The sequence below is a fragment of the Catenulispora sp. MAP12-49 genome, from assembly GCF_041262705.1.
Lineage (GTDB): Bacteria > Actinomycetota > Actinomycetes > Streptomycetales > Catenulisporaceae > Catenulispora.
Genome location: NZ_JBGCCP010000004.1, coordinates 111,401 through 122,530, shown reverse-complemented (window position 1 = coordinate 122,530; position 11,130 = coordinate 111,401). Strand labels below are relative to the sequence as shown.

Sequence of the window (11,130 nt, the reverse complement as noted above, 5' to 3'; positions counted from 1 at the left end):
TCGGCGCCATGGCCTTCTATTCTTGGGGAACGTGTAAAGGTACCCCTCAGCCGCCCAGGAGCACAGGTGACCGACAGTACTCTGACCGTTCTCCGCCACGATGACGTCTCCGGAGCCGCCGTGGTGGCCGTGAGCGGCGAGCTCGATCACCACACGGCTCCGGAACTGAGGACGGTCCTGCGCGGCGTCCCCTGCACCGCGGACGCCCCGACGGTCGTGGACCTGACCGAGCTTGCCTACTGCGACTCCACCGGCATAACCGTCCTGGTCGCCGCGTACCAGCGGGCCAAGGCGGAGAACAGCGGGCTGGTGGTCGCCGGGCTGAACAGCGGGCTGACGCGGGTCTTCCACATCGCGGGTCTGGATCAGATCCTCACCTTCGTGCCCACGGTCGCCGAGGCGGTCAGCCTGCTGAAGCCGGCTGCCGGGCCCTGATCGCCGTCGCCACCGCTGCCTACCGCCGAGCGCGCCGGCCGGTCAGGGCGTGGTAGACCACCAGCAGCACGACCGCGCCGGCCAGGGCGGTCAGCCAGGTCGAGATGTTGAAGAAGCCCTTGATGTCGTCGACGTGGAACAGCTTGGTCGCCAGCCAGCCGCCGACGACCGCGCCGGCGATCCCGATCAGGGTCGTGATGATGAGCCCGTGCGAGTCGCCACCGTTGACGATCTTCTCGGCGAGCAGGCCGACGACCAGTCCCAGCACTATCCAGGCGATGATGCCCATCGTTTTCCGTTCCTTCCTGAAGTGGCTCTCGACGTGCGGATCCGTATGGCTGGTTCGCGGCGGATCAAACATATGTGCCATGTCGCGACGCGCGAACCATCCGGCCTATCCGGCCTCGACCTTCTCCCGCAGCCGTCCCAGGATCTGCGACAGCAGCCGCGACACCTGCATCTGCGAGACGCCGAGTTCGGCGCCGATCTGGGCCTGGGACATGTTGCGGAAGAACTTCATCAGCAGGATCTTCTTGTCCCGGGTGCTCAGCTCGGCCAGCAGCGGCTTGAGCGCCTCGCGGTCGACGACCAGGTCGAAGCCGGGGTCGACGTCGCCCATCAGTTCGCCCATGCTGGCGCCGTCGCCGTCCGTCATGGACACCGGGACGTCCAGCGAGGCGGCGTGGTGCGCGGCGCTGGCCTCGTAGGCCTCGGCCACCTCGTCGGCCGAGAGCTCCAGGCGCTCGGCGATGTCGGCGGCCGTCGGCGGGTGGCCGAGCTGCTGGGAGAGCTCACGCTCGGCGGCGCGCACCGCCAGGGCGTTCTCCTGCACCCGGCGCGGGACGTGCACGTCCCAGGTGGTGTCCCGGAAGTGCCGCCGGACCTCGCCGGCGATCATCGGCGTGGCGTAGGTCAGGAACGCGGCGCCGTAGTCGGGGTCGAAGTTGTCGACGGCCTTGACCAGGCCGAGGTAGGCCACCTGCTCCAGGTCCGACTGGGCCTCGCCGCGCTGGCGGAACTTGCCCGCTATGTACCGGGCATAGGACATGTACTCGCCGATGACGAACTCGCGCAGGCTGCCGTACTCCGGATCATCGGGCGGCATCTTTCGCAGCCGGACCAGTGCGGCCCGGGCCGCGGCCCGTTCCCGGGCATAGTCCTCTTGCTTGGCGGGCGCGTTCACGGTCACTCTCCTGCCGTGCGGCGCTTCAGGATCTCCACGTGCACCGTGGGACCGTCCACCCGCCACTGGATGTCATCCACCAGCGCGCTGAGGATGGTCCAGCCGAACTCGTCGTCCTGCGGCCGGGCGGCGTTGCGCGCGTCCCGGCTGAGGACCACGCGCAGCGCCGAAGCGTCGAGGACGAAGCGGCACGACAGGTCGCCGAGCCCGGACAGCCCGGCCCGCTCGTCGCGCACCGTGTGCCGCAGCAGCAGCCCACAGGCCTCGTCGACGGCCAGGCGCAGGTCGGCGACCTCCGGAAGGGTGCACCCGGCCCGGGTCGCCACGTGCGCGCTGGCCGAGCGGATGACCGGCAGGTAGTCGGCGTCGGCGGGGACCACGATCAGCACCGATTCGGCGTCGGCCTCGGCCACGCGGGATGTCCCCTCGGACTGTGTCTCAGGATCCATGTCTGCTCTCCGGCGGTGTCTGATTGTGCGGGCCGCTGCCGGTTCACCCGGTGGGCGAGGAGCCGCTGTACCCAAGGCGATGCGAACCAAACGGTGGTGCCGAGCGTTACGCGCGTCACATCGCCGGCGATGGTCGTGTGGCAGCCGAACGTGTCCGGCGAACGTGTCCGAGGTCTCGTCTAGCGTCGGCCGCATGGAGATCCTCACCGAGGTCGCGGTCGTCGTTCTCACCGACCGGGCCGGCCGGGTATTGATGCAACATCGCGGTCACGACGCGCACCCGGAACCGGACCGGTGGACTCCTCCGGGCGGACGGCTGGAACCCGGCGAGGACGCGGCGACCGCCGCACACCGCGAACTCCTTGAGGAGACCGGGCTGACCGCCGTCCTCGAGTTCGACCGGGTCGTGGAACAGCTCGACGTCGACGGTGCCGGGGTCCGCTTCCACGTGTTCACCGGCCGTACCGACGCCTGCCAGGACGACGTCGTCCTGGGCGAGGGGCAGGCGATGCTGTTCCTCACCCCGGACGAGATCGCCGCGAAGGAACTGGTCGGCAACGCCCGCATGCTTTTCAGCCCGGATGTCCTCGGGCCGTTCAGCTAGGGCAGCCGACGCCTTCTCCGGGCGGGCCTTCGACGGTTGAGCTCCAGCAGGCGCTGGACCACGGTGCTCATCAGTTCCTCGCGGCGGCGGCGCTCATACTCGGCCCGGACCGAGACCCAGAGGCAGAAGAATCCCAGGGGCAGCTCGACGCACAGGGCCAAGGCCAGGGCCACCGCGAACTCCTTCGCCGTGGGCGCCGACAGCACGTCGAACCAGGCGTCGATGAACAGCATGACCGCCGTCATCGCCGCCGTGACCTCCACGTAGGCCCGGCGGCGGAGCAGCGACCAGCCGGTGCGTATCAGCAGCGCGCACAGCAGCAGGTCGAATCCGACCCATGAGGCGTTGTAGTGCGCCGCCTCGGACTTGTCCGGCAGGTCGATCGCCAGGTTCGCCGTCCAGGGCAGCGTGAACACGCCCAGAGCGAGCAGCAGCCACCCGGTCCAGTGCGGGACGTTGCGCGGCGGGGTGACCACCGCTCCGTCGACGGTCGTACCGTTCGCCCGGTCTGCGCCGGACACCGAATCAGCACTCACATCCCCTCCCGAATCCTCCGCCCCGCAACGAGTACCAGTGCGGCACTGCCCACACCGAGCACCGCTCCCCCGGCCACGTCACCGGGATAGTGCACGCCGGTGTGGACCCGCGAGTATCCGACGACCGCCGCCAACGCCCCCAACGGGGCCGCCGCGGCCGGCACCACCTTCCCGACGGCGACGGCGAACGCGACCGCGGAGGCCGTGTGTCCGGACGGGAACGACGCCGAGCGCGGCATCCCGACATACCGCCTCGGAAACAGTCCCGGCTCGGCGCGCGCCGGACGATGCCGGCGGGCCAGCCGCTTGGCGAGCAGGTTCGCGGTCACCGAGGCGACGGCGACCGCGCCCACCCCGGTCGCGGCGGCCAGCCGCGGCGCTCCGGGCCGGCAGGCCAGCACCGCGGCGACGGTGAACGAGATCTTCGAATGGTTCGCGGCCCGCGAGAGCTTGCGCAGCGCCACGTCGACCGCGTCGGAAGTAGGCGTGCGGGCCACGGCGGCGTACGCCTGCGCGTCGAGGTCCCCGAGCCTGCGCACCAACGACGGGGCGCTCACTGCTCACCGCCGGTGTGCGGGTTGGTCCCGGCATGCAGATCGGTCCCGAAACGGCCGAGCGCCAAGCCCAGCACGGTGCGCCACTCGGTCCGCAGCGGCCGGTGCGGTGCGGTCCGGGGCCGGTTGCGCGGCACCCGGACGCGCAGCGCACCGGGGCGGATCGTGCAGATCACCGGCGTCTCCAGGTTCAGAGCCTCGCCGTCCACGGCGACCGGTATCGTCGTCCCGGCCCCGTCGACCCGCACCTCGCGGGCGTCGCGCACGGTCACCGCCGCGGACCCGGCCCCCAGCAGCGCCGTCTGCGCCGCGCTGAGCGCGCCCTCCACCCGGACCGCCACCACGCCCAGGACTCCGCGGTCCAGGCGGGGACGGCGCCCGCCGCCGAGCGTGCCGGACTCCAGATAAGGGTTGTTGCTGACCAGCAGCACCTGCGGCGGCGGCAGCCGGTCGCCGTCCGCGTCCACGGTGATCGCCGCCTCGTCGGCGGGGAGCAGGTCGGGCAGGCTGTCCAGCGTCGTTCCGGCCTTCGAGTCCCGATACCGCGGGTTCTGGACGACCTCGGCATAGGCTCCGAACGACGCCGTGTTGACGAACGGCCGCCCCGCCACGCTCCCGAGGTCCACGCGCAGCTCCACCCCGTCGCGCAGGGCGTCCAGGCCCGCGGCCGGGTCGTCGCGGTCCAGGCCCAGGTCCATCGCGAAGTGGTTGCGGGTGCCGGCGGAGAGCACCAGGAACGGCAGGCCGTGCTCGGCCGCGACCGCCGCCACCAGCGCCTGCGTCCCGTCGCCGCCGGCCACGCCGAGCAGGTCCGCGCCCTCGGCCACGGCCCGGCGCGCCATCGCGGCGACGTCCTGGTCGGCGTCGGGGTCCAGCAGGAGCACCCGTGCGCCGAGGACCTCGGCCTTGTCCACCAGACCGAACTCGCCGACCTTGCCGCCCCCGGAGGCCGGGTTCATGATCAGCACCGGCCGGCGGGGCCGGGCGGTACGCCGGTAGCGCGGCCGCGCGAACTCCGGCGGCCGGTCCAGCCCGCGCACCGCCGCCCGCGCGCACAGCAGCCCGGCGCCGCCCAGCACCGCGACCGCGACGCCGTCGAGCCAGAAGCCGGCCACGGCGGACAGCACGATCAGCACCGCCGGCGCGGCCGCCGCCACCGCCGCTCCCAGCCATCTCAGGACTCCGCGGCGCGCGATGAACCACCACGCGCCGACCCCGGTCAGCAGCACCGTGGACAGCACCGCCGCGACCATGATCAGGCCGTGGTAGAAGATGACGGTGACCACCAGCGCGGCCACGGTCGCGAGCAGACAGACCACGGCGATCTGGGCCAGCGTTCGGCACCGGCGATCGACGCTCACCCGGCTCCTCCCGGCGGACGCTCGGCCCGCCGTCACAAGCGCCGCCACCGTGCCTCGCAGAAGGAGTAGGCACCGAACGCGGCCAGGCCCAGGGCCATCACGATCAGCGCGACCGTGCCGAGCGGAGCGGCGGCGAGGGCCCGCAGGGTGCCGTCCACACCGCGGGCGCGCGAAGGATCGAACCTGACGGCCGCGTCGATCAGGAAGCCGCCCGCGCCCACGACGATCGCGCCGCGCGCGGTCTTGCCGACGGTGCCGAGGATCAGCACCCTGCGCCGCGCGGGGCCGGACAGCGAGTCGGTCCGCAGTTCCTTCGCGAACTTCTTCTGCAGCGCCCCCTTGATCATGAACAGGCCGCCGACCACCAGCCCGGCACCGACCGCGCCGACGAGCCACCGGCCGCCGCTGTGCCGCATCAGGTCGGTGGTGAAGTCGGTGGACTGCTGGTTCGAGGAACCGCCCGCGTGGCCGGTGGCCGCGAACCGGGCCGTGGTGTACGCGGCGACGATGTACAGCACCGCCTTGCCCGCCGAGGTCAGCCGGGAGCTTGTTTTGTCCTTGTCGGCCCGATGCGGGCGCACCGCCAGCATCGCGCGCCACGCCGCCATCCCGGCGAAGCCGACGACCAGGAACCAGAGCACCACGAAGCCGAACGGCTTGCCGGCGATGAGCTCCAGGGCGCCGGTACGGTCGGCCTCACCGGAGCGGTGGTCCAGCGCGATCAGCAGCGTGATCCAGCCGATCAGCAGGTAGACGACGCCGCGGGCGACGAAGCCGGCGCGGCCGAGGCCGTCCAGGACCTTGTTGTGTGACACCGCGGACGGCGAGCCCCGGTGCCGGGTCCACGAACCCGGCCGACGGGTCCGCGATACGGCGCGTGTACTCATCCCGGTTCCCTTTCCTCAGCAGCCGGCGCGGACTTCGACGCGGATTTCGACGCAGCCCGCCGGCGTCGGCTCCGCATGCCCCTGACCCGGGGAGGCAAACGAGATCGGACATACTGATGTGCGAGAAACGGGTCGCGCGACCGGATCCGGCCGGAATCCGTTGTCCTGCAACGGTTCCGGCCCGTACGCTGCCGCCATGCCGCAGGACAGGCGCACTCAGTCGGTGCTGGCGATGACCCGCGACAAGGCGACTTTGTGGGGTCGAGCGACGCCGGCCGGCGAGCTCCGTGCATACCGCTGGTTCCGCAAGTTCAACCGCGCCGGTCTGGCCCTGGGGACGTTCACCAGCTGCTTGCTCGCGATCGGACGCCATGGTCTGGGCTTCGTCACGTGCGTTGTCCTGATGGTGGTCGTCCTGCCCGTCGGCTTTCTGCTCGAGCTGGCCCTGCGGCCACCCGGCGGCGACAAACCGGTATCCGGACGGCAGGTCGCGATCGACCGGAAAGCAGCGGCCCGCTCGGCAGAGATCTTCCGACACGACTCGGCCCATCCCCGCCGGATCGACTACCTCGCCCCGGGCAAGGCCAGTCCCGACCGTGCCTCGGCGCGCGCGGACACCGTGTATCAGCGTGCTTGTTCAGAGATCCGCTGGACCGGCGAGACCCTGATCATCTTCGACGGCCGGGGCCGCCGCCACCGCCGCTCCGTCTCCGCCGGCGGCGTCGAGTCCGATTTCCTTCCGCCGGCGATGGGCAGCGGCAAGGGCGTCCCGACAGCACCGCCCGCCGCCCCCGTCGTCGCCGGCATCGCCCTGCTGAAGCCGGGACCGCAGCCGATCGAGCTGCTGGTGCTTCTCGACAGCCGCTCACGGCACCTGGGGACATTCGACGTCCGCGGCTTCACCGAATCGGCGATCACCGACGTGGCCCGCAAAGCGGGCGTGGAACTGAGCGTCTACAAGCTGCCCGCCCGCTTCGGCCACTCCCGGGAGGCGTTGGCCGAAGCCATGTTCCCCGAGTCCGTCTTTCATCGTCTGCACCCGCGCTAGAGAGACCGCCGAGAACTCACTAACTGGGCAGCGCGGGCCTGCTCCACAGGGCGCGGATGGTCTTCCCGGTGCCGGCGGGATGTACCGCCGCCTCGTAGCTGGTGACCAGTTTGCTGATGATGTGCATGCCCAGGCCGCCGGGGGTGCCCTTCATGTCGAGGTGCCGGATGGTGGGGACGTGGCTTTCCTTGTCCTCGACCTCGATGCGCAGCTGTCCCGGCGAGGCGGTCACGAGCAGCCGCCACCAGCCGCCGCCGTGGAGGACCGCGTTGCTGAGCAGCTCCGAGACGACGAGCAGGACCGCGTCGCGGTCGACCCAGTCGCAGCAGTCGCCCAGGTGGTCGGCCGTGATCTGGCGCGCGCCGGCCAGGTCGGCCTGGTCGGAGGTGATGACCAGCCTGCTGTCCTCGGGGGCGCCGTGCTCCGGGGTCTGGCGCTCTTGCTCGCTCGTCAAGGGGCCACGTCCTGGGCGCCGATCGCCTCGTCGAGGCCGTCGGCGATGCGGAACACCTCGAGCAGGTCCGTGATCTGGAACAGCAGGCGCACCGGGGGACGCAGCGGGCCGGCCAGCACCAGCTCGCCCGACGCCCGGGCGCGCAGCAGGACGTGGAGCGTGGTCGAGTCCGCGAACTCCAGGCGGGACAGGTCCACGACGATCCGTCCCTCCCGCGCGCCCTCGCGGGCCTCGGCGAACGCGGCGGTGATGTCTTCGACGCTGTCCAGGTCGACCTGTCCGGACAGGGTGATCACCGGGACCGGGCCGGCCCAGGCCACCGCCACCTCGGGCCGTTCGTCGTCAGGGTCCTGCGACAACAGGTCACTGACGCCGCCGACCGAGAGCAGCGCCGCCAGCTGCGGGCTCTGCCGCTCCAGGACCAGCTGCGCGCCGATCTCCGCCGCTTCGCGCCGCGCCATCAACAGCGCCGACAACCCGGCATAGTCGCAGGAGCGCACGTCCGCGCAGTCGATGCGGATATCGCTGCCCGCGGCACGCAGGTTTGGCAGGGCCGCGCGAAAGGCTTCCAAGAATTCCTCGGCGTTGTCTTGGTCGAGGACTCCGCGCACGCGCAAGCCCAGCACCGCGCCGTCGCCACCGCAACCGTCGTCGCCGAGAATCGGTTCCACCGCGAGCTCGGTCATGCCGCCTGTGCCTCCATCGCCGCGTGCCCGGCCGAGTTCAACCTCACAGCCCGGGGGAAGTCCCGCAGCTGCGTGCCGAGCAGATCCAGCGCGCTGGTCAAGGCATGCGCCGGGACGCCGCGGTCGGTGAGGATCGCCCGCGTCCAGGCGATGAACGCCGCGAACAGGGAAGCGTCGTCGACGTACAGCGCGCAGGCCAGAAAGCGTACGACATGATCGATGTCCTCGATCGTGTACTGCATCTGCTGCGGGCTGTACTCGCGCATCGCCGGGACGCGTTCCTGAAGCGCCGCCACGATCGCCGCGACGATCCGCGTCCGGTTGGCCGCGACGTATGTGTACTCCTGGTCGGCCAGATGCGGGAGGTCGTCCACGGCCTGATGCGGAGGACGCGGGCGCGGCATCGGCCGGTCGAGCACGGCCAGCGCCGAACGCGCGTCGCGGGCCCAGGCGTCCGCGCCGAGCAGACGCGCGTACTCGCCGTTCGGGCCGAAGGCCGCGCCGCCGGCCAGCACCGGGACGGAAGCCGCCTGGCACGCGGTGATCGCGGCGTGCGCATCGGGCAGCCGCAGGGCCAGACTCGCCGACAGGGCCACGACGTCCGGCCCGCTTTCGTGAAGGTGCGAGATCAGGTGCGGGCCGGGGACGTGGGCGCCGAGGAAGTCCACCCGCCAGCCGCCGAGCGAGAGCACCTCGGCCAGCAGCCGGGCCGGCATCGCGTGCCACTCGCCGTCCACGCAGGCCACCGTGACCCGGCCGCGCGACTCGGAGGCGGAGCGCCGATAGGCGGGATGTCCGCCCAGGGCGGCCAGGACGCGGTCGCCGAGTGCGGTGGCGGCGTGTTCCTGGGCGACGCCGAGCCGGTTGGCGGCCCATTCGGCGCCCACCCGGGACTGCGCGGCGCCGACCAGGTCGAGCACCACGCTCTCCGGCGGGACGCCCTGGTCCAAGGCGGTCCAGGCCGCGGCCAGCGCGGCCGACTCGTCTCGGACCATCAGGGCGTTCCAATAGTCGCTGACTGCTTGCGCGCTCACAGCGGTGGGAACACCGTCGGCAGCCTCCCTGCCCGTGTCCGCTCCGCTGAACCAGTCGGAGTACTCACCCACTCGCGTTCTCTCCACTTTTAGCTGTGATCACCGTTACGGGCTGCCCGGATATCCCCGACCGCGGCATTCGAAACCGGAACTGTGATCGGCGTCATGGGCGCGGTGATGGCCACGACGGCCATGTCGTCGCGCCGGTTCGAGGCCAGCCACTGTTCGGCCAGCATCTGGACGCGCTCGACGACGGCCTCGGCGGGCAGTCCCGCGCAGCCGGCCAGCGCCTGCTCGAGCCGGTCGGAGCCGTAGAACTCGGTCCCCGTGAGACCGCCGACGGCCTCGGTGATGCCGTCGGAGTACAGCAGGCAGGTCTCCCCCGGGGCCAGCAGGATCTCGCTGCTGGTGGCCCGCACCGGTTCCACCGCCCCGATGAGCGTGCCGCGGGTCGTGGTGCGCTCCACGGTCCCGTCGTTGCGCACCACCAGCGGCGGCGGGTGGCCGCCGCAGGTCACCCGGACCGCCACGCCGTCGGCGACGCGCCGGGCCGAGGCCAGCACCAGCGTGGCGAAGCGGGTGTGCCGGGAGCTGAGCAGCGCGCGGTTGAGCAGCTGCAGCATGCGTTCGTGATCGCTCTCCACCGTCCGCAGCGCGGCGATGCTGGTCCGGATCTTCCCGGCGAGCATCGCGGCCGCCACGCCGTTGCCGCAGACGTCGCCGAAGACCACCAGGACGCCGGGATCACCGGGATCACCGGGATCGTTGGGATCGCCGGGCACAGGTCCGTGGACGTCGTAGAAGTCGCCGCCGAGCCGCTGCTCGTCGCCGGCCGGCCGGTATCCGCCGGCCAGCTCCACACCCTGCATGCGGGTCAGGCGCGGCGGCATGAGGTCCTCGGCGAGTGTGCGCGCCAGCGCGGACTGCCGCGTGAACAGCAGCGCCGCGCTGATCGCGGCGCCGGCGCGCGCGGCGAACACCCGGGCCAGCGCCTCCTCGGCTTCGGTGAACCGCTCCTGGCCCCGGCCGCGCAGCAGGATGAGCGCGCCGGCCGGGATCCCGTTGCCCGGCAGCGGGGTCACGATCAGCGAACCCGGTTCCTCCAGGCCGTGGGGCACCAGCCAGTCCGGGGCGGTGGCCGGGTCGATCCAGCGCGAGGGCACCGGCGGGAAGCCCTGCAGCGCCTCGGACAATCCGGGCACCTCGGCCGGGTCGACCCGCAGCACCTGACGCTCGACGGCGCCGCCCCGGGTGGCGCGGGTGATCGAGATGCGGCGCCGGGACGGCGGCGCGACGACCACGGCGACCTCGGCCAGGTGCCGGGCCGCCAGGGTCGCCGTGATCTCCAGGGACCGCTCGACGTTGAGGGAGGACATCAGCTGGTTCGACGCCTCCACCAGGAAGGCGGTGCCGCCGGGGTCCTGCACCGAGCCGGCCGCGAGGAGCGAGTCAGGACTGTCCGTCACCGATACGATGCGCACCGCGCTCTCCCCCTACAGCTGCTCCGGATCCGGCTCCCGCACCGAGAAGCGCTCGAGGGTGCCGGACAGCTCCAGCACGCGCAGTACCGGCGCCGAGGGCGCGGCCAACGCGAAGCCCAGGCCCGCGTCCTCGGCCGCGAGCAGACCCGCGACCAGGGCGCGCAGGCCCATGGAGTCCATGAACGTGATCCCCGCGCAGTCGACGACGACCGGGCGTCCGGCCCCGACCAGCGCGACGACCTGGGCCTCCAGGTCGGCGTGGGCCGCGAAGTCCAGATCGCCGGCAAGGGTCACGAGCGCGTGGTCACCGTGGTCGGTGACGGTATGGAGGAAACTGTTCATGTCACGATCCTGCGTGCGGGGGGCACGGGGACCCCTGGTCGGCGTCGGACGGACGCGGTCCGCCTTGCGGCGGCGC

At 72.0% G+C, this 11,130-nt stretch carries 15 protein-coding genes; 3 read left to right on the top strand and 12 right to left on the bottom strand.

What is annotated here, in order from left to right; translation table 11 throughout:
• Positions 1-66 precede the first annotated feature (66 nt).
• Positions 67-435, top strand: coding sequence for an STAS domain-containing protein (locus ABIA35_RS10605; protein ID WP_370357700.1), 369 nt, complete (start codon positions 67-69; stop codon positions 433-435).
• A 19-nt stretch (positions 436-454) separates the two neighbouring features.
• Here the strand turns inward: ABIA35_RS10605 and ABIA35_RS10600 are convergent, their stop codons facing one another.
• The 3 genes from ABIA35_RS10600 to ABIA35_RS10590 all read right to left on the bottom strand — a co-directional run bounded on the left by ABIA35_RS10600 (position 455) and on the right by ABIA35_RS10590 (position 2,067).
• Positions 455-724: a GlsB/YeaQ/YmgE family stress response membrane protein gene (locus tag ABIA35_RS10600; RefSeq protein WP_370334170.1), complete on the bottom strand. Its 270-nt coding sequence runs from the start codon at positions 722-724 to the stop codon at positions 455-457.
• A gap of 105 nt (positions 725-829) precedes the next feature.
• The gene (locus tag ABIA35_RS10595) at positions 830-1,618 is read right to left on the bottom strand and encodes a SigB/SigF/SigG family RNA polymerase sigma factor (RefSeq protein ID WP_370334169.1); all 789 of its coding nucleotides are present in this window, start codon (positions 1,616-1,618) and stop codon (positions 830-832) included.
• 2 nt (positions 1,619-1,620) lie between these two features.
• Positions 1,621-2,067, bottom strand: coding sequence for an ATP-binding protein (locus ABIA35_RS10590; RefSeq protein WP_370334168.1), 447 nt, complete (start codon positions 2,065-2,067; stop codon positions 1,621-1,623).
• Between the two features lie 193 nt (positions 2,068-2,260).
• Here ABIA35_RS10590 and ABIA35_RS10585 point away from each other — a divergent pair, with 193 nt between their 5' ends.
• The gene (locus ABIA35_RS10585; protein WP_370334167.1) at positions 2,261-2,671 is read left to right on the top strand and encodes an NUDIX domain-containing protein; all 411 of its coding nucleotides are present in this window, start codon (positions 2,261-2,263) and stop codon (positions 2,669-2,671) included.
• On the opposite strand, the gene ABIA35_RS10580 is transcribed toward ABIA35_RS10585, so the two are convergent.
• From ABIA35_RS10580 to ABIA35_RS10565, 4 genes are read right to left on the bottom strand one after another with little or no spacing between them, the layout of a single operon-like run.
• Positions 2,668-3,207, bottom strand: a complete 540-nt coding sequence (locus tag ABIA35_RS10580; RefSeq protein ID WP_370334166.1) for a hypothetical protein — start codon at positions 3,205-3,207, stop codon at positions 2,668-2,670. The two genes, ABIA35_RS10585 and ABIA35_RS10580, sit on opposite strands and share 4 nt — an antisense overlap.
• Complete coding sequence (locus ABIA35_RS10575; protein ID WP_370357699.1) at positions 3,204-3,764, bottom strand: phosphatase PAP2 family protein; 561 nt, start codon at positions 3,762-3,764, stop codon at positions 3,204-3,206. Before ABIA35_RS10575 ends, ABIA35_RS10580 begins: the two co-directional genes overlap by 4 nt.
• Positions 3,761-5,122, bottom strand: coding sequence for a diacylglycerol kinase family protein (locus ABIA35_RS10570; RefSeq protein ID WP_370357698.1), 1,362 nt, complete (start codon positions 5,120-5,122; stop codon positions 3,761-3,763). The genes ABIA35_RS10575 and ABIA35_RS10570 overlap by 4 nt, the downstream gene beginning before the upstream one ends.
• A gap of 32 nt (positions 5,123-5,154) precedes the next feature.
• Positions 5,155-6,009: a DUF1206 domain-containing protein gene (locus ABIA35_RS10565; RefSeq protein WP_370357697.1), complete on the bottom strand. Its 855-nt coding sequence runs from the start codon at positions 6,007-6,009 to the stop codon at positions 5,155-5,157.
• A gap of 196 nt (positions 6,010-6,205) precedes the next feature.
• On the opposite strand from ABIA35_RS10565, the gene ABIA35_RS10560 reads away from it, so the two are divergent.
• A complete protein-coding gene (locus ABIA35_RS10560; protein WP_370334162.1) occupies positions 6,206-7,057 on the top strand; it encodes a hypothetical protein in 852 nt (283 codons plus the stop codon).
• A 19-nt stretch (positions 7,058-7,076) separates the two neighbouring features.
• On the opposite strand, the gene ABIA35_RS10555 is transcribed toward ABIA35_RS10560, so the two are convergent.
• From ABIA35_RS10555 to ABIA35_RS10535, 5 genes are all read right to left on the bottom strand, one after another.
• Positions 7,077-7,511: an ATP-binding protein gene (locus ABIA35_RS10555; protein WP_370357696.1), complete on the bottom strand. Its 435-nt coding sequence runs from the start codon at positions 7,509-7,511 to the stop codon at positions 7,077-7,079.
• Positions 7,508-8,197, bottom strand: coding sequence for an STAS domain-containing protein (locus tag ABIA35_RS10550; RefSeq protein WP_370357695.1), 690 nt, complete (start codon positions 8,195-8,197; stop codon positions 7,508-7,510). The genes ABIA35_RS10555 and ABIA35_RS10550 overlap by 4 nt, the downstream gene beginning before the upstream one ends.
• Complete coding sequence (locus tag ABIA35_RS10545) at positions 8,194-9,192, bottom strand: B12-binding domain-containing protein (protein WP_370357967.1); 999 nt, start codon at positions 9,190-9,192, stop codon at positions 8,194-8,196. The genes ABIA35_RS10550 and ABIA35_RS10545 overlap by 4 nt, the downstream gene beginning before the upstream one ends.
• Positions 9,193-9,320: 128 nt before the next feature.
• Positions 9,321-10,712, bottom strand: coding sequence for a PP2C family protein-serine/threonine phosphatase (locus tag ABIA35_RS10540; RefSeq protein ID WP_370357694.1), 1,392 nt, complete (start codon positions 10,710-10,712; stop codon positions 9,321-9,323).
• A gap of 12 nt (positions 10,713-10,724) precedes the next feature.
• Positions 10,725-11,054, bottom strand: coding sequence for an STAS domain-containing protein (locus ABIA35_RS10535; protein ID WP_370334158.1), 330 nt, complete (start codon positions 11,052-11,054; stop codon positions 10,725-10,727).
• Between the last annotated feature and the right edge of the window lie 76 nt (positions 11,055-11,130).

What these genes read in the sequence shown, in the direction of transcription:
- ABIA35_RS10600 (WP_370334170.1), bottom strand. Translation starts at nt 724, where the DNA reads ATGGGCATCATCGCCTGGATAGTGCTGGGACTGGTCGTCGGCCTGCTC.
- ABIA35_RS10565 (WP_370357697.1), bottom strand. Translation starts at nt 6,009, where the DNA reads ATGAGTACACGCGCCGTATCGCGGACCCGTCGGCCGGGTTCGTGGACC.
- ABIA35_RS10585 (WP_370334167.1), top strand. Translation starts at nt 2,261, where the DNA reads ATGGAGATCCTCACCGAGGTCGCGGTCGTCGTTCTCACCGACCGGGCC.
- ABIA35_RS10560 (WP_370334162.1), top strand. Translation starts at nt 6,206, where the DNA reads ATGCCGCAGGACAGGCGCACTCAGTCGGTGCTGGCGATGACCCGCGAC.
- ABIA35_RS10535 (WP_370334158.1), bottom strand. Translation starts at nt 11,054, where the DNA reads ATGAACAGTTTCCTCCATACCGTCACCGACCACGGTGACCACGCGCTC.
- ABIA35_RS10590 (WP_370334168.1), bottom strand. Translation starts at nt 2,067, where the DNA reads ATGGATCCTGAGACACAGTCCGAGGGGACATCCCGCGTGGCCGAGGCC.
- ABIA35_RS10545 (WP_370357967.1), bottom strand. Translation starts at nt 9,192, where the DNA reads ATGGTCCGAGACGAGTCGGCCGCGCTGGCCGCGGCCTGGACCGCCTTG.
- ABIA35_RS10550 (WP_370357695.1), bottom strand. Translation starts at nt 8,197, where the DNA reads ATGACCGAGCTCGCGGTGGAACCGATTCTCGGCGACGACGGTTGCGGT.